Source organism: Peribacillus sp. NPDC097895 (assembly GCF_050277555.1).
Classification (GTDB): domain Bacteria; phylum Bacillota; class Bacilli; order Bacillales; family DSM-1321; genus Peribacillus.
On record NZ_JBNNSH010000001.1, the window covers coordinates 1,195,571 to 1,215,461 of the forward strand.

The 19,891-nt window shown below is 39.2% G+C and carries 18 protein-coding genes, 1 other RNA gene and 1 riboswitch; of the genes, 17 read left to right on the forward strand and 2 right to left on the reverse strand.

All coding sequences use genetic code 11. From position 1 onward, the window contains the following. Positions 1–2: 2 nt before the first annotated feature. Positions 3–614, reverse strand: coding sequence for a Holliday junction resolvase RecU (gene recU, locus ACQKMH_RS05770; protein ID WP_427586465.1), 612 nt, complete (start codon positions 612–614; stop codon positions 3–5). A 145-nt stretch (positions 615–759) separates the two neighbouring features. Here recU and ACQKMH_RS05775 point away from each other — a divergent pair, with 145 nt between their 5' ends. From ACQKMH_RS05775 to ACQKMH_RS05790, 4 genes are all read left to right on the forward strand, one after another. Further along, complete coding sequence (locus ACQKMH_RS05775) at positions 760–1,707, forward strand: DUF2515 family protein (protein WP_427586466.1); 948 nt, start codon at positions 760–762, stop codon at positions 1,705–1,707. Positions 1,708–2,066: 359 nt separating this feature from the next. After that, positions 2,067–2,339: a hypothetical protein gene (locus tag ACQKMH_RS05780; RefSeq protein ID WP_230157017.1), complete on the forward strand. Its 273-nt coding sequence runs from the start codon at positions 2,067–2,069 to the stop codon at positions 2,337–2,339. 69 nt (positions 2,340–2,408) lie between these two features. Then, entirely contained in the window at positions 2,409–2,777 is a 369-nt protein-coding gene (locus tag ACQKMH_RS05785; RefSeq protein ID WP_427586467.1) for a YppE family protein, read from the forward strand. 79 nt (positions 2,778–2,856) lie between these two features. Continuing rightward, complete coding sequence (locus ACQKMH_RS05790; RefSeq protein ID WP_427587521.1) at positions 2,857–3,453, forward strand: YppG family protein; 597 nt, start codon at positions 2,857–2,859, stop codon at positions 3,451–3,453. 69 nt (positions 3,454–3,522) lie between these two features. Here ACQKMH_RS05790 and ACQKMH_RS05795 read toward each other — a convergent pair whose 3' ends face one another. After that, positions 3,523–3,981, reverse strand: coding sequence for an Hsp20/alpha crystallin family protein (locus tag ACQKMH_RS05795; RefSeq protein ID WP_427586468.1), 459 nt, complete (start codon positions 3,979–3,981; stop codon positions 3,523–3,525). Positions 3,982–4,119: 138 nt separating this feature from the next. Between ACQKMH_RS05795 and ACQKMH_RS05800 the strand changes: the two genes are divergently transcribed. The 13 genes from ACQKMH_RS05800 to ACQKMH_RS05860 all read left to right on the forward strand — a co-directional run bounded on the left by ACQKMH_RS05800 (position 4,120) and on the right by ACQKMH_RS05860 (position 19,604). Continuing rightward, positions 4,120–4,878, forward strand: a complete 759-nt coding sequence (locus tag ACQKMH_RS05800) for an alpha/beta fold hydrolase (protein WP_427586469.1) — start codon at positions 4,120–4,122, stop codon at positions 4,876–4,878. A gap of 126 nt (positions 4,879–5,004) precedes the next feature. Further along, the gene (locus ACQKMH_RS05805) at positions 5,005–7,284 is read left to right on the forward strand and encodes a DEAD/DEAH box helicase (protein ID WP_427586470.1); all 2,280 of its coding nucleotides are present in this window, start codon (positions 5,005–5,007) and stop codon (positions 7,282–7,284) included. A gap of 32 nt (positions 7,285–7,316) precedes the next feature. Further along, entirely contained in the window at positions 7,317–8,585 is a 1,269-nt protein-coding gene (locus ACQKMH_RS05810; protein WP_427586471.1) for a ribonuclease H-like domain-containing protein, read from the forward strand. 455 nt (positions 8,586–9,040) lie between these two features. Next, the gene (locus ACQKMH_RS05815; protein ID WP_427586472.1) at positions 9,041–9,562 is read left to right on the forward strand and encodes a CotD family spore coat protein; all 522 of its coding nucleotides are present in this window, start codon (positions 9,041–9,043) and stop codon (positions 9,560–9,562) included. Between the two features lie 66 nt (positions 9,563–9,628). After that, positions 9,629–10,177 carry a DUF1273 domain-containing protein gene (locus ACQKMH_RS05820; RefSeq protein ID WP_427586473.1) on the forward strand — a complete coding sequence of 183 codons (549 nt, stop codon included), beginning with the start codon at positions 9,629–9,631 and terminating at the stop codon, positions 10,175–10,177. A 202-nt stretch (positions 10,178–10,379) separates the two neighbouring features. Then, complete coding sequence (gpsB, locus tag ACQKMH_RS05825; RefSeq protein ID WP_230157025.1) at positions 10,380–10,691, forward strand: cell division regulator GpsB; 312 nt, start codon at positions 10,380–10,382, stop codon at positions 10,689–10,691. Positions 10,692–10,771: 80 nt separating this feature from the next. Beyond that, positions 10,772–11,161, forward strand: an RNA gene (rnpB, locus tag ACQKMH_RS05830) — RNase P RNA component class B. Between the two features lie 651 nt (positions 11,162–11,812). After that, positions 11,813–12,961 carry a THUMP domain-containing class I SAM-dependent RNA methyltransferase gene (locus ACQKMH_RS05835; RefSeq protein ID WP_427586474.1) on the forward strand — a complete coding sequence of 383 codons (1,149 nt, stop codon included), beginning with the start codon at positions 11,813–11,815 and terminating at the stop codon, positions 12,959–12,961. A gap of 193 nt (positions 12,962–13,154) precedes the next feature. Beyond that, positions 13,155–13,355, forward strand: a complete 201-nt coding sequence (locus ACQKMH_RS05840; protein ID WP_034307871.1) for a cold-shock protein — start codon at positions 13,155–13,157, stop codon at positions 13,353–13,355. 201 nt (positions 13,356–13,556) lie between these two features. Next, positions 13,557–15,473: an ATP-dependent DNA helicase gene (locus ACQKMH_RS05845; protein WP_427586476.1), complete on the forward strand. Its 1,917-nt coding sequence runs from the start codon at positions 13,557–13,559 to the stop codon at positions 15,471–15,473. A gap of 126 nt (positions 15,474–15,599) precedes the next feature. Then, entirely contained in the window at positions 15,600–17,117 is a 1,518-nt protein-coding gene (locus ACQKMH_RS05850) for a carboxypeptidase M32 (protein WP_427586477.1), read from the forward strand. 317 nt (positions 17,118–17,434) lie between these two features. Continuing rightward, positions 17,435–17,536: riboswitch (purine riboswitch) on the forward strand. A 162-nt stretch (positions 17,537–17,698) separates the two neighbouring features. After that, complete coding sequence (locus ACQKMH_RS05855; RefSeq protein WP_427586478.1) at positions 17,699–18,298, forward strand: xanthine phosphoribosyltransferase; 600 nt, start codon at positions 17,699–17,701, stop codon at positions 18,296–18,298. Then, on the forward strand, positions 18,291–19,604 hold the full coding sequence (locus ACQKMH_RS05860; RefSeq protein WP_427586480.1) for a nucleobase:cation symporter-2 family protein: 1,314 nt from the start codon (positions 18,291–18,293) through the stop codon (positions 19,602–19,604). Before ACQKMH_RS05855 ends, ACQKMH_RS05860 begins: the two co-directional genes overlap by 8 nt. Positions 19,605–19,891: the final 287 nt, after the last annotated feature.

The following is a 19,891-nucleotide window of genomic DNA, read 5'->3' on the forward strand; positions in this document are numbered from 1 at the left end:
AACTAAAAATTTTCTGAGATGAGCGAATCTACTACTTTAATATAGTCAATTCTCGGTTGAAAGCCAAGAGTAATCTTTCGTGAACTGCTTTCAACCTCTTGAAGAGTTATAGATTTGCGCCCGCCGTCTTTCATTCTCTTCCAATAATAATTCAGTTGTTCAGAACTCATCAAATATATATCATCCATGACGGAAAAGCGGATGATGACAAATGCAATTCCGTTATGCTGAACGATCTGTTTCATATGTTCAATTTGATGGTCATGAAAATTCTTCAGCGGGAAGGAACTGCTGTTTTTCGTTTCCTTTGCCTCAAAATCAATGTACTTTCCTTTATAAACACCGTTGTAATCAGTGGTCGATGCTTGTTTGAAGTAGGCTTCTTTAATGACTGCGGCACTTCTCTTCGGGTAGTGGACATCGACAATTTGAATAGGTGTCGGTTTTTTATGAATGACGGCAATGCCGTGTGCTAAATAATATTGATTGGTTTCGTTCAAATCGTCTTCCAATGTTTTTCCCCGATTGCTATAACTGACTTTTTTTAGTGGGCCTTCCTTTTCTTCCATAGCCTGCGGTACAAATCTTCGCCCGTTGGGATAATGAAATGCCACTTTTACCCCTCCTTTTTTTCACTTATCTATATTAGCAAAAAAAGAATCCAATATGTGAATAAAAAGAATTGTTTCTTAGAACGATAGGATTTATGTACAACTATATGTCACAATTCATCGCTAAAGAAAGGCGGATGACCCATATATGCGAATGTTTCAAACAGAAAAGCAATTGCTTTTTTCCATAAAAGCCCAAACAGCGAAAGGGAATAGGGATAATATATCAAGAACTAAGGCATATGAACAGTTTTTCAAGATGCATCCTGAAATACAATGGTCTTTTTTGGCAGGAATGGTTTCAAGGAATGCAGGCTGGAATATGTGTGACCTTGAAGGTATTTGGTTCTCCCAGTTGCTTAGCCTTAAATACAGGCATCACTTATTCCTAACATATGAAGAAGCCAATTGGAGAATATTCCAAGATGCTTATCCGCAATTACTTCTCTATCATTATTCGACGAAGTATAGACGTCCTTTGTTTCACTTAGGACATTATTTTTTTATTACTAAATTCATGATGGACGAATGGAATTCTTTTTGGAAACACGGAAATCGCGAAAAACTAGTCACCGCGCTTATAATAAATGAACAAAATATCATTGAAAAACCGGTCATTAAAAAGCAATCTTTCGTTTTCCATTCTTTATTATTTTTCCTGCAGGACTGGATGCACTTTAGCACTGTATTTTTTCCTACCTGCAATGGAAGACTGTACGGCTCGTCCGTTTCTCATTTTAGAAACATCGATGAAAGGATTAAATTGGGGAAAAGGTTGGCTGGACTTTTATTTTCTAAAGATTTGTTTCCGCTCTTTTATGAATTTTCCTGCCGGACTGAGCCAACTGGAGCCAGATATGATTATGAACAATATCGAAAAAAGCCAAGGTACCATGAAACCCCTATGCTCCGGCGAGTTTATCCATTGATTCATCATCAAGCAGGGGAGACGGTACAATGGGATGAGAATAAAAGGATAAAAAAGGATTGGTTTAATGAACCCCGATGGGAAGAAGACCCGCAAATGACCGATTGGTTTGACCATAAACAAAAACAATTGCACAAAGCCGTACTGATTAAAAAATTACTTTTTTGAAAAGAAAAACAAGGAAGGCCTCGTTTAAGCCTTCCTTGTTAATGATGCAAGTGTTTAAGTTTTACGTTGAAGGGCGGTTTTCTCCATCAAGTTTTGGGTTCCCCGTTCCTGCCTTTTTAGTGGGCGGCTTTTGTCGTTTTTCGTATCCTTGCTCTTTGCTTTCATTCGACTGCATAAAATCACCTCCTGTATGTATTTTTGTTTAAAACTCCATTCTTCATTCTGCCATTGTTGTCGAAGGGCATAATAAATTAAGTGAATTGCACTTTCTTTGCCGATTCCCTTCTAGTTTTGTCAGCCTTGAAGGGCTTTCCGATAAAAAAAAGAATAGTACAGGTAAAGAATGGGGAGGGATCAGCATGGTCAATAAAAGTGTCGCAACAGAGGAAATATTGAGGATGATAGCTGAGATCAGTACCAGCCTGGATCGTTTGGAAATTTCATATGGTGAAACTGTTAATACAGTTCGGTGCAAACTATGGGCAGAGCAATATACATTAGTGAATGATGCCCAGGAAGCCATTGAGAAAGCCGAGGAATATTGGGTGAATACTGAAGGTGAAAACCATTCCTTTTCATTCGTTCCGGAGAAATCAATAAGAACGCACAATGTTTTGACTGCTCAGGTATAAGCCGACTGAATTTCCTTTTATAAAAAACTGGATTATAATAAGGGAAACAAATGTACGGAGGAATATATTTTGCAAAAAGAAAAACTACAGCAATTAACGGAACAATTAATACAATATACATCCCAAGCGGATGATATCTATGAAGGTGTACGCGTGGAAGGAAAAGAAAAGGATTTCTTCTCTGAAGTTAAGCCATTTGCAGATAACGTCAGGACCGTATGCATCGAATGGGAAATTGGAATGAAGGAGTGGATGAAAGTAACGGAGTTTAAGCATCTTTTCCCCGAGCAAATCGAACAAACCGCTCATAACCTTTCTGATGTAGCCGTTCAGGCATTTTTTCCAAAAACCAGTTACAAGCGATTTAAAAGTCATGTCCAATCAGTTGAATATATCCTTAATAATGTAAGAGCGGAAATCGATCGGATTTTATCATGAAAAACACCTACACTTTATTTCCTCTTTTTTCATATATTATCAGAACCATGTAATGAAAAAAGAGGAGGGCTCATTGAATATGATGAGATCCGGTTTTAACCAAGTCTCCCCAAATCAAGGACAGTATCCTCAATCGATGCCGGAATATTGGGGAGGGCACCAGCAGCCGATGCACCTTCAGAATCAAAATCATGAACCATTCATGTATCCATATCATCCCCAGAATACAGGGGGCTATATGACGCCATATCATGATCCTTATCAGCAGGCGGCCTATCACCCCTTCCAACAAGTTCAGCAGCAGTCAATGCCTGTGGGAACTTTTCCGGGCAACAGTGTAATGCAGCCAATGCCCCAATATCCGCAAATGCAGCCAATGCAGCCAATGCAGTCCAATCAGCAGCCGCAGCCGCAAGCTTTCAGCCCGTTTGATAACCCGCTACAGCCTGCTAAACGACCACCGCAAAGTCAACAGCAGGCGTATAATCCTTATCCAAAGCAACAGTTCATGCAAAAACCGCAGCCATCAGGAATCAAATCGGTCATGAATCAATTCAAAACACAGGATGGATCAATGGATATAACGAAGATGATGAATACAGCTGGACAAATGATGAATACAGTTTCACAAGTGTCTTCGATGGTCAAAGGAGTAGGGGGCTTCTTCAAAGTTTAGATGGTGAATAAAATAAAAGCAGACTTACAAGTGACCCAGCCACTTTATTAAGTCTGCTTTTAAAATTGCTCAATTGATCTCAATTCGGTTTCCTTTAATTTTTGGTAGGTGAAGCGTAAGGATGCCATCGCGATGCCGTGCGGTTACTTTTGCTTCATCAATCGGTTTTGGAAAGGAAATGGTTCGTGATATGTTACCTACAGAAACTTCCTTTTGAAACATTCCTTGAGTCTTAAGTTGTTTATGCCGTCCATCACGCTTTGCCGTTATCGTTACAGCTTGAGTCAGCACATCAATTGATATTTGGCTGCGTGCAATGCCCGGCAAGGTAGCTGTGAGGATATATTCTGAATTCGTTTCGTGAATATCAACCGGAAAGCTACGTTCTTTAGTCGAACTGAAGAAATCGTCTAGAGATTGCAGCATCCCTTTTGGAGGCCTTTCGGAAAACAGTCGATCCATTTTATTAATAAAATGGGTAAAGGGCTCTATTCGATCTCGATTATTATTTTTTTCAGAAGAGGTCATCTCGGTGCTCCTTCCTAAAAATTCCTTTGCCTATAGGCTATGTGGGGACTGAAGATTTGTGAATGCACGGATGGTTTTAGATATGGACATATAGGGAATAACGTTATGGAAAGAATAGTATAGGAAATGAGGGATATTATGACTGAAAATAGCAAGCTTTCCTACATAGATTACGGGAAAGGAAATAAAACGTTGTTGTTTATCCATGGATTTTGCGGAAGTCATGAATATTGGAGTGACATCATCGCTAAAGTTAAAGATGAATATCGTGTCGTTGCCGTTGATTTGCGAGGCCATGGTGCGAGTGAGGCACTAGGGGCATCTTTTTCGATTGAAGATATGGCTGCGGATATCGCATCATTCTTGGAAGATAGGGAAATCGATCAGGTTTATATGTTTGGTCATTCGCTTGGAGGGTACATCACCTTGGCGTTCGCAGAAAGGTTTCCTGGGAAATTGTCTGGTTTTTCACTCGTTCATTCAACGGCTTTGCCGGACGATGAAGCAGGTAAGGAAGGTCGATTAAAATCCGTCGAGAAAATTAAAAATGATGGAATTCCTGCTTTCATAGACGGACTTGTACCAAAGCTTTTTGCTGATTCAGATGATCCCCACATTGAACATACAAAGGACATCGGTTATAAAACAAGTGAAAGCGGTGCAATCGGATCTTTGAATGCCATGAGGAACAGGACTGATAGAAATCATGTACTCAGAGATACGAAGCTTCCGGTTCTATTGGTTGCAGGTGAACAAGATAAGGTAATACCAGCCGAAAAAACCTTTTCTGTTAAAGGAAGTCATATTAAAGAAGTGATCCTTGAAGGAAGCGGCCATATGGGAATGATGGAGGCTCCAGGCAGACTAGCCGAGGAAATCATTCGCTTTGTCAAATGAATGAACTAAAAAAAGACTGAGCAGGAAACGATGTGTTACCGTTTCCTGCTTTTTTTTTGAAAAGGAAATAGTTTCCCTTTTGCATAGAACGTTCATTCGGTAGAATAGGAAGTATGAGGTGGTTATATGAAACTGCGAAAAAATTTACAAGAGGTCATCAATGACTTAAAAACCAATGAGGATTTTAAAGATAATATCGTACATTGGCAGGTAATTGAAGCAAAAGAGGCAAAACACGTTCCATTTCCCGATCGAATGAATGATAAGATCAAGCAGGCCCTCGAAAAACGAGGGATAAATGGGTTGTATACCCATCAGGCAACTGCATTTGATGCAGCTGTGAGTGGCAATAGCCTTGTAGCAGTCACTCCAACGGCTTCTGGTAAAACATTATGCTATAATTTGCCGGTCCTTCAAAAAATACTTGAAGATGAAAAAACAAGAGCGCTATATATTTTTCCGACAAAAGCACTGAGTTATGATCAAAAAAGCGAATTGAACGAAATGATTCATGAAATGGATGCAGAGATAAATAGTTATACATATGATGGGGACACACCTTCCAACATCCGGCAAAAAATTCGCCAAGCTGGGCATATCGTGATCACCAATCCAGATATGCTTCATTCCGGAATCTTGCCGCATCACACGAAATGGGTCTCTTTATTTGAAAACTTGAAGTATGTGATTATCGATGAACTCCATATTTACCGTGGTGTTTTCGGAAGTCATACGGCAAACGTCATAAGAAGGTTAAAGAGGATCTGCAAGTTTTATGGAAGCGACCCTGTGTTCGTCTGTACTTCTGCTACGATCAATAACCCAAAAGAGCTGGCTATGGAGCTAACGGAAAAAGAAATGGTACTTGTCGATAATAACGGGGCACCAAGTGGGAAAAAACATTTTGTGTTTTACAATCCGCCAATTGTCAACAAACCGTTAAACATTCGAAGGAGTGCCGTTTTGGAGGTCAGGAAGCTTGCAAATCAATTTTTGAAAAATAAAATTCAAACGATCGTTTTTGCTCGAAGCAGGGTTCGTGTAGAAATCCTATTGACCTATTTACAGGAACTTGTGTCAAAGCAATTGGGGCCGAAATCGATCAGGGGTTATCGTGGGGGCTATTTGCCAACACAGCGTAGAGAAATAGAGCAGGGCCTTAGGGATGGATCCATTTATGGTGTTATATCTACGAATGCGCTTGAGTTAGGGGTCGATATTGGCCAGCTCCAGGTTTGCATCATGACAGGTTATCCTGGATCGATATCGAGTGCCTGGCAACAGGCCGGCCGCGCGGGTAGAAGGCATGGAGAAGCCCTTATCATCATGGTCGGCAGTTCTAGTGCCCTTGATCAGTATATTGTACAGCACCCTGATTATTTCTTTACCAGGAATCCAGAAACGGCAAGAATCAATCCTGATAATCTTTTGATAATGGTTGATCATGTAAAATGTGCCGCATATGAGCTGCCGTTTAAAAAAGGCGATACCTTTGGAAAAACAGAGATTTTGGACGTTCTGGAATTTCTTACGGAAGAAAGGGTCTTGCACCAAAATGGGGACAAATGGCATTGGATGAACGATGCATTTCCCGCAAGCAATATCAGTCTTCGTTCTGCGGCACAGGAAAATGTCGTGATCATTGACCAAACCAATGCCCCGAATAATCGGGTAATTGGAGAGATGGATACGTTCAGTGCAATGACCCTTCTGCACGATGAAGCCATTTATTTGCATCAGGGAATACAGTTTCAAGTGGAAGAACTGGATTGGGAAGAAAAGAAAGCATTCGTACGTGAGGTCAATGTGGACTATTATACGGATGCCAACCTAGCTGTTCAGTTGTCTGTATTGGAAGTGGATAAACAGCGCACTTTCGCTTCCACATCAGCAGCCTTTGGTGATGTCGCCATCCGGGCGATGCCTACCATATTCAAAAAAATCAAATTTGAAACGCATGAAAATATTGGATCAGGACCAATCAGTCTGCCAGAAGTTGAACTACATACGAGTTCGGCCATGCTTTCCATGGAGCCTGATATATTTGAATGGGACGAAAATCGGATCGAGCAAGGAATGATTGGTGCCTCCCATGCCCTTAATTACATGATTCCGCTATATGTCATGTGCGATCCACATGATATCCATGTTTATCCTCAGGTTAAGGCCGCGCATAATGAAAAACCAACCATTTTTATCTATGATAGTTATCCAGGAGGCATTGGGTTAAGTGATAAAGTATATGAAAACTCTGAGATCATTCTACTTGAAACCATATCAATGATCGAAAATTGTTCTTGTGATAACGGCTGTCCTTCCTGTATAGGAACGGAATCCGCTACGAAAACGGCCAAGAGTGACGCAAAACAGTTATTGGGTCAATTTTGTCAGGAAAAACGATCATAGGATGCGGGAATTAGGGAGGAGAGGTGTAGTTTATGTCATTAAAAAATAAATTGAACCGTATGAAAACGCATATGAACCTAGAGAAAGTAGAACATCCTTCTCCGGTGGAGGAAAATATCGGGATAGTGAATGAAGATATTCCTTTTCTTGAAAAATGGCTGGAGAACGATACCGTATCCTATCATTTCGATGATGACTATTGTTTCATTAGGGAGGTCCGCTATCCTTTAAATCATAAACATGGACTATATGCCTTTTCTGAATTGAAAAAAATCGTAAACGAATGGAATCAAACTTCATTGGAGCATCCCCTTTCCGCTAGAGGTGTGAATAGTGAGGACCTTTTTTTCTTCGATACGGAAACAACAGGGCTTGGCGGTGGTGCAGGTAATACCATTTTTTTACTTGGTTATGCCTATTTAGAAGGCGAAGAAGTGGTCGTGAAACAACATATCCTGCCTCAGCCCGGCAGTGAAATACCACTTTACCAAAGCTTTCTGGAAAAAATCAATTACGAAACGCTTGTCACCTATAATGGTAAGTCTTTTGATTGGCCTCAGCTAAAAACAAGACATACCCTGATAAAAGAACATGTTCCAAAACTCCCGGAATTCGGACATTTCGATTTGTATCATGCTTCAAGAAGGCTTTGGAGAAACAAATTGGAACGTGTGAAATTATCTGTAGTTGAAACAGACATTCTCGATGTACATAGAGAGGATGATATTCCTGGATATTTGGCACCGATGATTTATTTTGATTTTGTTGAGAGAAAGAACCCGGAAATTTTGTTCGGAATCATGAAACATAATGAGTTGGATATTTTATCATTGATCTCTTTGTATATTCATTTGTCCAGGAAAATTCTCCAATTGGATGGTTATACGGAAGATTCCATGGAAATTGCACGGTGGCTTGCATATCTAGGGAAAAAAGAGGAATCGGTTGAGACATATGAAAAAATATTGACAGCAGGAAATGAGGAAGATCGGATCATTGCTGGCCACGCCTTAGCCTTTCAGAAAAAGAAGGAAAAACAATTCAATGAAGCGCTGGAAATTTGGAAGGAAGTTGCCGTAAAAGGGAATGTACAATTACGGATACAGGCACAGATTGAATGTGCAAAATTATATGAACATCAATTTAAGGACGTCGCCTTTGCTCTAAAATGTTCTTTAATCGCGCATCAAGAGATGATAAGGGAAGAAAGTGGTCTGATTCCGGGGAAAAAACAATTGGAATTGGAAAAGAGGATCCGACGGCTCGAAAAGAAAGAGTTATCTAAGGATATTTTGGTATAAGATAAGGGATTTCGAATGGTCTTTTAGTGCGAAAGGCAAAAAATAAAAAATGTAGATACAAATATTGTAGCCTTCAACTATTATGTGTAAAATGGAAAGAGTTGAGGGTGAAATTTTTCAAGCATTCATTTCATCCCTTTCCATTTAAATTTAAGGTGAAAGCGGAGCGGAGAAATGTATAAAACGACTTTATTTCTATTTTTTGTAGTCCTTTGTTTAACGATTGTTTTATTTACATCATTAAAAGACAGTTTATACTCCTTATTATAGAAAATTATCCTCAGTGCCTTTGAAGGGTTAGCCAAATATAATGTAGTGTACTTATTTACTGACATAAATGGTTTTATACTTATTCTGTATAAATAGGTCATTTCATCAGTACACGTCTCCCGTTTTTTTCATAGTCTGTAATGGTAAGACTAAAACTTATCATGATGAAAGGGGACGTATTATATATGTATTTTCGTAATTGTGGAGGAAATAACCCCAATGTAATGGGAGCATCCAGCAATGTAATGGGAGCATACGGTAACGCACCAGGAGTAATGGGAGCATCAACCGGTAAACACCCCAATAATGTAATGGGGGCGTCAACCGGTAAAAACTCCAACGTAATGGGAGCCTATAGTCCATCTGCTGTGTCTCCAGCGCAATATGGTCCATCTGCTGTGTCTCCAGCACAATATGGTCCATCTGCTGTGTCTCCAGCGCAATATGGTCCAACACAAACATCTCCATCTCAAGTTGCCCCAGCGCAAGTTTCTCCAACACAGCAATATGTCAATACGAATGTATCGAACACAGTGATTCCTGTCGTTCATCCATCACATACTACAAATGTGAATAAACATGTGAACACATTTAAGCATTACTTCCCGCATACTCAATCCGTGGTGAATGAGTGCTTTAATCAACACTTGATTTGTGGAAGGCCGCCGCAAAACCCATGCTGTCCGCCTAGACATTTCGGATATTAAAAAATAAGGGCTTATCAAGCCCTTATTTTCTTACATAATCATGTTAAAAGGGAGATTGGCCAAGTAATGAAGGTTTTGTATATGACGGGCTACAAGGCTTTTGAATTCGGGATATTCAAAAATGACCATGAAGCTGTAAAATATATTAAGAAAGCGATGAAGCAACGTCTTTTACCATTGGTGGAAGATGAACTGGAATGGGTGATTATATCAGGCCAATTGGGTACGGAACTATGGGGTGCCGAAGTGGTGTTTGAATTGAAGGAAGAATATCATCAGCTTAAATTAGGGGTGCTTACTCCATTCTTGAATCAGGAAGAGTCATGGAACGAGACGAACCAAGAGTATTACCGATCCATATTGGCCCGTGCCGATTTTGTAGAGTCCATTTTCAATAAGCCATACGAAGGGCCACAACAACTAAAAATCAAAAATAAATATATGGTCCATAAAAGTGATGCCATGCTCATCATTTTTGAAGCCGAAAAAGAAGGATCAGCCAAATATCCATATTACGAAGCGATGAAAAAGGCGGAAACACAACCATATCCCATCTTTCAGATAAACTTTGATGACCTGCAAATGGCTGCTGAAGAGAGCAGCTGGTCCGAATAATGACAGATAGAAAATAATTATCGATTAAAAGTTGTTTCCAAAGCATATTCATATTATGATGAAATTTAGATAGAGTTTCATGGGAGTACATAGCGGCACTGAAACAATAAGCATAAAAAAGTGTTTCGTTGACAAACCCACGTAGATTTGAAAAAATAATAAAAAGTCGATTGTATTGGCGAAAGTATTGAGGTGAAGTCTTATGCTATCCGATAAGATAAAATTAACGGCTAAAGATATTCTTGAAAAAGATTTTAAAACAGCCATGCGCGGTTATAAACCAGAAGATGTGGATCAATTCCTGGATCTTATCATGAAAGATTATGAAGTGTTTCATCAGGAGATTGAAGATCTTAAACAAGAAAATCTTAAATTGAAAAAACAGGCCGAAGAGAGTACAAAGCGTCCAAGTCAACCTGCTCCCGGTGCCACTCCGGGAACCACTAACTTTGACATCCTTAAACGATTATCCAACTTGGAAAAGCACGTTTTTGGAAACAAGCTGTTTGACTAAGGTTTTGCTTTTAAAAAGGGAAAATGATTTTGGTATTGTGTTTTCATGAAGAATGAAGTATAATCAATAATGTTATGTTAACGTTTGGGTAATTGCTGTTGCATTTTTTGCAGTAGAGGAAAGTCCATGCTCGCACGGACTGAGATGTCCGTAGTGTTCGTGCCTGGCGAAAAAATAAGCTTGGGCAGCAGTCTTTGATTGCTGACGGCTGGGAAAATGCCTAAGTCCTTTTGGATATGGCATGAATACCTATAAAAGTGCCACAGTGACGTAGCCTTTACAGAAATGTAAGGGGTGGAACGAGGTAAACCCCACGAGCGAGAAACCCAAATTAATGGTAGGGGCGCTTTCTTCCTTGGAAATGAACGAGGAGAAGGACAGAAGCTTTGCTTCTGTAGATAGATGATTACCACCGAAGTACGAGACGCGAGTCGCTTGCAGTACTGAGGAACAAAACATGGCTTACAAAACGTTATCATATTCTACCAAAAGCACAACTCTCCTTTTAAAAGGAGAGTTTTTGTTTGTAAAAAAAATTGCAAAAAAGCGGAGCATTCCAAATCATTTATCGTTTTCTAAAACCCTGCTGTGTTACACTAAGGACTTGATGAAGTTCGAATCCCATTCGGATGATTTCTAATTCAAGTGTAGTAGCAGAATTTTCATGTCAACCATTACGTTTTATAAAAAAACGTGAAAATGTTAAGCAATTCCTTCATTCTGGGTATCCTATAATTGGAGGGATTGAAGGTTTGGATATGAAAGGCATGACCTCAAATGTTTCAGTTAATGAATGGGAAGCGTGTTTTAAAGGTATACATAATGAGCTGTGAATAACTATTTTGGATATTTCATTCCTAAACCTTCGCGGCGTTTGGATACATAGAAAAATGAGTGAAGTTTTTTTGGACGGTTGGATGACCCAGTTATAAAAAAATGCTATCATTACAGGCCTAAGACATTTAGACAGGAATCAATGAAGAATTCTAAGCAAACTTAAATGGACGGTAGACTTTTTAAAAGAAGGGGTTTACTTGTCAAAAATCGATACCTATTTCTAAAATGTGTGAATTAGGGAAGGTGCAATTGATTTGGATTAATGGGAAGAAGGTGCAAGACTAATGAAACAATTCGATATTATCGCAACATCCGCAATGGGATTGGAATCGATCGTTGCGAAGGAAGTTAGGGATCTTGGTTACGATTGTGAAGTTGAAAATGGTAAAATCATGTACAAAGGGGACCAATCTGCCATTGCCCGCTCTAATTTATGGCTGCGGAGTGCAGATAGGGTGAAAATTAAAGTAGGTGAATTTAAAGCATATTCTTTTGATGAGCTGTTTGAAAAGACTAAGGCCTTGAATTGGGAAGATTACTTATCGGCTGATGTCGAGTTCCCTGTAAGTGGTAAGTCGGTTAAGTCACAGCTATACAGTGTCCCTGACTGTCAGGCTATCGTGAAAAAGGCAATAGTTGATAGATTGAAAAGCAAATATAAACAAGTATCTTGGTTTGCTGAGACGGGTCCGTTGTTTAAAATTGAAGTATCCATTTTAAAAGATGTAGTGACACTTACGATGGACACTTCAGGTGCAGGTTTGCATAAACGAGGATATCGTACAGGGCAGGGAGAAGCGCCACTAAAAGAGACATTGGCGGCTGCTTTGATTATGCTGACCAATTGGAAACCTGATAAACCTTTCATAGATCCATTTTGTGGGTCTGGAACGATCCCTATCGAGGCTGCCTTAATCGGGCAGAACATTGCACCTGGCTTTAATAGGGAATTTGTTTCCGAAACGTGGTCATGGATGGACAGTAAGGTTTGGGATGAAGCGAGAATTGAAGCTGAAGATTTAGCTGATTATGATCAGTATTTGGACATAACCGGTTGTGACATTGACCATCGAATGGTTGATATATCCAAAGCAAATGGTATTGAAGCAGGTCTCGGTGATCTGATTGAATTCAAACAAATGCAGGTGAGGGATATCTCGACTAGGAAAGAATATGGCGTCATTGTCGGCAATCCGCCTTACGGAGAACGTCTTGGGGAGAAAAAAGCGGTGGAACAGATGTATAGAGAAATGGGCCAAGCCTTTAAGAAGCTTGATACTTGGTCTGTATACATGATTACCTCCAACCCTGACTTTGAACAGCATTACGGTAAGCCCGCAACGAAAAAAAGGAAGCTGTTCAATGGTTTCATCCGTGCTGATCTTTATCAGTATTGGGGAAAACGGCCGCCGAGACAGCCTAGAGGTGAATGAATAGGTAGAATATAACAGAAAATTATGAATAGTCAGGACGTTTTATTCATAATAGGTTCCAGTCTTGCTTATCATTTCCTTTTCTGTTATTCTAATAATGAATTATTTTTGTTCAGATTTAAGGAATACCTTAATATTCAATGAGCAAGGATAGTAATATAATGTGTGGCGAACACACTAGGAGGCAACAAAAATGGAACAAGGTAAAGTAAAATGGTTTAACGCAGAAAAAGGTTTTGGATTCATCGAACGTGAAGGCGGAGATGACGTATTCGTACATTTCTCAGCAATCCAAGGCGAAGGTTTCAAAACACTTGAAGAAGGCCAAGATGTTACATTTGATGTAGAACAAGGTCAACGTGGACCACAAGCATCAAACGTAAACAAAGCTTAATTCAACCCTATATTATTTACAGACAGGCTCTCTTGTGGAGCCTGTCTTTTATTTTACGGATTTGAACAAGCAACATACATAGAATATCTGGTAGAATGGTAAATACCTTGACTATTAAAGTGAAATAAAGGATAATATACTTTTGCCTAGATATATTTTGATACGGATTCGATATACTGATGATAGATAAAAGGGGAGACCATGATGCTTAAAACACTGCCTTTTTCGGTAACAAAGGAAGATTCTTTTTACGATAAGCTTTCAGAATGGATCGGAGATGTTTTTTACGATATTCTTCCCGAAAAAGGATTTGAACTGCGTGACGAACAAATCTTTATGGCTTTTCAGCTGGAAAAAGCCTTTAAAGAAAAGAATGTAAGTTTTGCTGAAGCAGGTGTAGGGACCGGTAAGACGTTGGTTTATTTACTATATGCGATTTGTTATGCGAGATATACAAATAAACCGGCCATTATTTCGTGTGCAGATGAAACGCTGATTGAACAGCTTGTAAAAGAAGAAGGCGACATACAAAAAATTAAGAATGCATTAGGTATTGAAGTGGATGTTCGTCTTGCCAAATATCACGATCAATATGTATGTCTTAAGAAGCTGGAACACGCAGTGAATCATGAAGATTCTGAGGGAATAGATCAGCTCTATGATGAACTTCCGAAGTTCGTTCATGATAATTCATCGATGAATGCCTATACTGCATATGGCGACCGTAAACAGTATCCATATTTGAATGATGAAGACTGGTCTAAAGTGGGCTGGGATCAGCTTCAAAACTGTTTTACTTGTGATAAACGACATCGTTGTGGACAAACCCTATCACGGGACCACTACCGGAAATCAAGCGATTTGATCATCTGTTCACATGACTTCTTCATGGAGCATGTATGGACAAAAGAAAAACGTAAGCGTGAAGGGCAATTACCGTTATTGCCTGAACATAGCTGCGTTGTCTTTGATGAAGGTCATCTATTGGAATTTGCTGCTCAAAAAGCGTTAACCTATAAAGTGGGCGAACAAACTCTTGCTTCTGTTTTAGAGTTGCTTACTGCTAATCAGGTTCGTGAAGAAACGTTATACATCATTGAAGACCTAATTGATATCAATGAAGAGTTTTTTGATTTATTGGACGAAAAAGCTATACATGTCAGCGGATCTAATCGCTATGAAATCCCGATGTCCAAACAAATAACAAGCTTTGCACAAAAGCTTCATAAAAAGGTTGAAGAGTTAGAGGAGAACCTTGTTTTTGAAGCGGAAATGTACACGATCAATGACTACGATTTAAAGGTGACGGAAGAATATTTAGAACAGCTCGGGTACTCTCTTTCACTATTTGTGAAGGATGAACAGGCCGTTTCCTGGTTTGAAGAAAATGAAATGACCAAAACATTGGTCATTATGCCAAGGCTTGTACAAGACATTTTGTCTGAACAGGTATTCTCTAAAAAAATCCCTTACATTTTCTCATCGGCAACATTATCGGATAATAAATCTTTCCAGTACATTGCGGATAGCTTAGGGATAGAAAAGTATGACAGCTTCTCTGTTGAATCACCATTTGACTATGATGAAGTCATGAAAATGAACATGCCGGTCTTTGAAAATGGAGACCAATTGGCAAAACTTCAATATACAATGAAGACAATTGAGGAAAATGAAGGTCGAACGCTTGTGTTATTCCAATCAAAAGAGGAATTGCATTGGTTCAAAGAAAACTGCCCAAAATCATCCTATCCCTTTTATTTTGAAGGAGAAGCGGAAATCAGCGAGCTTGTTAAGAAGTTTCAAGAAGATGAGCAATCTGTACTTTTCTCCTATCATTTATGGGAAGGGCTTGATGTCCCAGGGCCGTCATTACAAAATGTAGTAATACACTCCCTTCCATTCCCACCACGTGATCCGGTGTTCGAGGCGAAACGTAACTCGGTTACCAATGCATTTGAAGAAGTGGATCTTCCATACATGCTCCTTCGTTTGCGTCAGGGAATAGGGCGTTTGATAAGGACAAGCAATGATTCGGGAACCGTACAGATTTTGATAGAAAAGGATCTTTCGGAACAGGTCAAAGAGAAAATTGTTACCATTCTCCCTGTAACGCTTTAATATATTTAATTTGTGAGCCAAGGGAAATCTTCCCTTGGCTCTTATTTAATTTTTTATATGGGGTAGTTCTGAAGTGAAAGATTTTTGTATAATATGGTAAAGTGAAGTTTGGAAGGAGCAGTGAATATGAATATAAAGGGTACAGATTTGATAGAAAAAGAATTTAAAGAATATGTCAAGAAAATCTCTGCTTATAATGAAGCTCTCAATTTAATTTTTTGGGATTTACGTACAGGTTCACCGAAAAAGGGAGTTGAACAGCGTTCAGAAGTAATCGGGGTACTTTCCTCTGAAGTATTTAATATGATCACAAGTAAGGAAATGGAATCTTTCATTACGGAACTTACAATGAAAGAAGCTTCTCTTAGTGAAACGACGAATAAGATGGTTCAAGAGTGTAAAAAAGAATTCGAAAGGAATAAGAAAATCCCTGCTGACGAATTTAAAGAATTCGTCATTTTACAATCCCGCTCTGAAAGTGCATGGGAAGAGGCAAGGGAAAAAGCGGATTTTTCGTTATTTCAACCGTATCTAGAGCAGGTTGTTGCTTATACCCGTAAGTTCGTAGAGTATTGGGGGTACGAAGGTCAGAAATATAATACCCTTCTAGATATGTATGAACCAGACATGACGGTAGAGATACTCGATAAGGTATTCAGTGAACTGCGGGCGAGTATAGTTCCTCTGGTAAAACAAATTGCTAAAAGCGAACACAAGCCTGAAACAGCGTTCCTTTATAATAGATTCCCAAAAGAAAAACAACATCAATTCAATCTTGAAGTTTTAAATCAACTAGGATACGATTTCAAGGCTGGCAGGCTGGATGAAACAGTTCACCCATTTGCAACTGGAATAAATAGGGGCGATGTCCGTGTTACGACCCGTTATGATGAAAATGATTTTAGAGGGGCAATCTTTGGTACGATTCATGAATGCGGACATGCCATTTATGAGCAGAATATCGCTGAGGAATTAACCGGGACACTACTAGATGATGGGACATCGATGGGAATCCATGAATCACAATCATTGTTTTTTGAAAATTTCATTGGACGGAACTATAGCTTCTGGAAAAATAAATTCAACCTTTTAAAAGAATATGCTCCCGAACAATTCAATGATGTGACTTTGGATGAGTTTTACCGGGGCATTAACGAATCAAAACCATCGTTCATCCGTATAGAAGCAGATGAACTTACTTATCCTTTACATATTATGATTCGGTATGAACTGGAAAAGGCCCTCTTTAATGGAGAACTTGAAGTGAAGGATTTACCGGAAGTCTGGAATGCAAAATATAAAGAGTATTTGGGGATAGTACCAGAAAATGATGCTTTGGGTGTATTACAAGATGTACACTGGGCCGATGGAAGCTTTGGTTATTTCCCTTCTTACGCATTGGGATATATGTATGCAGCCCAAATCAAGCAGTCGATGCTTAAAGATTTGCCTGATTTTGATGGACTGCTGGAATCCGGTGATATTGCTCCAATCAGGAAATGGCTAAATGAAAAGATCCATAAATACGGAAAAACAAAAAAGCCTTTAGAGATTTTGAAAGAAACAACAGGGGAAGGCTTGAATGTTCAATACTTAATCGCATATCTTGAAAATAAATATAAAGAAGTTTATAAAATCAAATAATCAAAGAAGGAAGCCGCGGCAAAATTGTCGGGGCTCCTTCTGCTTTAGAAAGCTGAAGAAAGTTAAGTCATTTTTTGTCCTTAAGGACCCTTAGAGCACAGTTTTGCATCTTTTTTTTTTCGATACACTTTAGATAATTCGCCTACTAGTGATAGTGAATATTCTTTTCTTAAACTGGTGAAATATCTCAATTTCCGATTGGTAAATTTCATAATTTTCAAAAAAAACGAATGATTATTTCATATTCAAAGTGAAAGTTCGGTTTTTGTTAAAAATGCCTTTTCAAATGGGGCGAGCATTGTTATAATTCATATATTAATAAAATATTAAGTTTCACTCGTATAATCGCAGGGATATGGCCTGCAAGTTTCTACCGAATTACCGTAAATGATTCGACTATGGGTGAGTAATGGATCTTGTTGCATAATGGACGGTTTTTACCCATTCATTTTTCATTCATGCCCAAGAAATATTGCTTCACTCCAAAAAAGTGCCGCAATGTTTCCTGGGCTTTTTTATTTGCCGGGAAACGATTGCCTGGTTTATGGGTCAATAAACATCCAAGATTGGGAGGAACCTTCATGCAACTTTTAAAGGAAAAAATCTTGTCCGAGGGTCAAGCTTTATCAGAAGACATTTTAAAAGTAGATTCATTCTTAAATCATCAAATGGATCCTATGCTAATGAAAGAAATTGGTAAAGAATTCGTAAAACGTTTCGGACAAAAGGAAATAACGAAAGTGCTGACCATTGAATCTTCAGGCATTGGACCTGGTCTGATGGCTGCGTTGGAATTGGAAGTTCCTCTAATTTTTGCACGTAAACGTAAATCACTTACTTTAACAGATGATTTAGTGACGGCGTCCGTTCATTCTTTTACAAAAAAAGAAACCAATACAATTACGGTTTCCAATAAATATATTGAAGCTGGGGATAAGGTTTTAATCATCGATGACTTCCTTGCGGTCGGACAGGCAGCCCGGGGCTTGGTGGATATCTGTAAGCAGGTTGGAGCAGAAGTGGCGGGAATTGGCATCGTTATTGAAAAAGCATTCCAAAGTGGTGGTAAGGATCTTAGGGAACAAGGGTTTCATGTGGAATCCCTTGCGCGAATTGCAAAGTTGAAATTCGGTGAGATAACATTCGCTGAGGAAAAGGAAGGGGCAACCGTCAATGTCTAATCAATCACCATTGAAAGTTGCTTCCTTAGGATTACAACATGTTCTTGCAATGTACGCAGGCGCAATTGTCATTCCATTGATTGTCGGTGGGGCACTGGGATTGACTGCAGCGCAGTTAACTTATTTAGTATCGATTGATATTTTAATGTGTGGAATAGCAACCTTATTGCAAGTGTGGAAAAATAAATTCTTTGGAATTGGGCTTCCGGTCGTCCTAGGATGCACATTCACAGCAGTTAGCCCGATGATTGCAATTGGTACGCAATATGGTATCAACTCCATTTATGGATCTATTTTGGTGTCGGGATTTATTGTCGTTTTAATTAGTAAATTCTTCGGAAAACTGGCAAAGTTCTTCCCGCCCATTGTCACTGGATCGGTCGTTTTGATTATTGGCATTACGCTCATTCCTGTTGCAATCAACAATCTTGGCGGAGGTCAAGGGGCTGCTGATTTCGGAGACTTGAATAATGTAGCTCTTGGGTTTGGAACTTTATTATTCATCATATTCATGTATAAATTCTCAACGGGATTCGTACGCTCCATTTCTATTTTATTGGGGCTGTTAGTCGGAACTTTGGTAGCTTTCTTCCTTGGAAAAGTGGATTTTAGCTCAGTGGTCAGTGCCACGTGGCTCCACATGCCACATTTCTTCTACTTCGGCACTCCGACATTCCACGTTACACCGATCATTACAATGACCTTGGTGGCGATCGTCAGCTTGGTGGAATCGACTGGTGTTTATTATGCCCTTGGTGAAATTACGGACAAAGAGATTTCAGAAGACGATCTAGCTCGCGGATATCGTTCTGAAGGTCTTGCCATCATGATTGGCGGTTTGTTCAATGCGTTTCCATATACGGCTTTTTCACAAAATGTCGGATTGATTCAATTGTCAGGCATTAAAACAAGGAATGTCATTTATACGACAGCAGGTATCCTTATTTTCATTGGTTTTGTTCCGAAAATTGGTGCATTCACGACCATTATCCCTTCCTCCGTACTTGGCGGTGCAATGGTTGCGATGTTTGGTATGGTCATTGCCGCTGGAATTAAGATGTTGAGCAAAGTGGATTTTGCTTCCCAAGAAAATTTATTGATCATTGCTTGTTCAGTAGGTATGGGCCTTGGGGTAACGGTCGTTCCCGAGGTATTTGCCCAAATTCCCGAAAGTTTTCAAATCTTAACGGAAAACGGTATTGTAGCCGGAAGTTTGACAGCCATTTTCTTGAATATCGTCTTTAACATCGTCCCTATAAAAGGGAAAGTAAAAGAAGAGCGTATAGAGGGACAAAATGTAGCCTAATTAAGAATAGATTCGGTAAACTTGATAGATTCACCTAATAGATGTCCCCTGATCCTCCAATAATTGAGGATAGGGGCATTTTTTTATTTGCCCGGAGATTGATGATTTTTTCATGAAATGGGGTTTTGTCAGATAAAAGGAAACTCTCTTCACTTTTTGAATATATTGATAGTATAAGTTCAGGAAAGTAGTGATAGAGATGGAGAAAAAATATTGTATACATTGTCGGACCATATTAAGTCACGAGTACAGGTGCAGAGTGTGTGGAAAAGAGGAGTTTCAAAATA

Excerpts from the sequence above, each read along its gene's own strand:
- ACQKMH_RS05860 (WP_427586480.1), top strand. The coding sequence starts at position 18,291 with ATGTCTAATCAATCACCATTGAAAGTTGCTTCCTTAGGATTACAACAT.
- ACQKMH_RS05775 (WP_427586466.1), top strand. The coding sequence starts at position 760 with ATGCGAATGTTTCAAACAGAAAAGCAATTGCTTTTTTCCATAAAAGCC.
- ACQKMH_RS05800 (WP_427586469.1), top strand. The coding sequence starts at position 4,120 with ATGACTGAAAATAGCAAGCTTTCCTACATAGATTACGGGAAAGGAAAT.
- ACQKMH_RS05855 (WP_427586478.1), top strand. The coding sequence starts at position 17,699 with ATGCAACTTTTAAAGGAAAAAATCTTGTCCGAGGGTCAAGCTTTATCA.
- ACQKMH_RS05820 (WP_427586473.1), top strand. The coding sequence starts at position 9,629 with ATGAAGGTTTTGTATATGACGGGCTACAAGGCTTTTGAATTCGGGATA.
- ACQKMH_RS05845 (WP_427586476.1), top strand. The coding sequence starts at position 13,557 with ATGATGCTTAAAACACTGCCTTTTTCGGTAACAAAGGAAGATTCTTTT.
- ACQKMH_RS05850 (WP_427586477.1), top strand. The coding sequence starts at position 15,600 with ATGAATATAAAGGGTACAGATTTGATAGAAAAAGAATTTAAAGAATAT.
- gpsB (WP_230157025.1), top strand. The coding sequence starts at position 10,380 with ATGCTATCCGATAAGATAAAATTAACGGCTAAAGATATTCTTGAAAAA.
- ACQKMH_RS05835 (WP_427586474.1), top strand. The coding sequence starts at position 11,813 with ATGAAACAATTCGATATTATCGCAACATCCGCAATGGGATTGGAATCG.
- ACQKMH_RS05810 (WP_427586471.1), top strand. The coding sequence starts at position 7,317 with ATGTCATTAAAAAATAAATTGAACCGTATGAAAACGCATATGAACCTA.
- ACQKMH_RS05780 (WP_230157017.1), top strand. The coding sequence starts at position 2,067 with ATGGTCAATAAAAGTGTCGCAACAGAGGAAATATTGAGGATGATAGCT.
- ACQKMH_RS05815 (WP_427586472.1), top strand. The coding sequence starts at position 9,041 with ATGTATTTTCGTAATTGTGGAGGAAATAACCCCAATGTAATGGGAGCA.
- ACQKMH_RS05795 (WP_427586468.1), bottom strand. The coding sequence starts at position 3,981 with ATGACCTCTTCTGAAAAAAATAATAATCGAGATCGAATAGAGCCCTTT.
- ACQKMH_RS05840 (WP_034307871.1), top strand. The coding sequence starts at position 13,155 with ATGGAACAAGGTAAAGTAAAATGGTTTAACGCAGAAAAAGGTTTTGGA.
- ACQKMH_RS05790 (WP_427587521.1), top strand. The coding sequence starts at position 2,857 with ATGATGAGATCCGGTTTTAACCAAGTCTCCCCAAATCAAGGACAGTAT.
- ACQKMH_RS05805 (WP_427586470.1), top strand. The coding sequence starts at position 5,005 with ATGAAACTGCGAAAAAATTTACAAGAGGTCATCAATGACTTAAAAACC.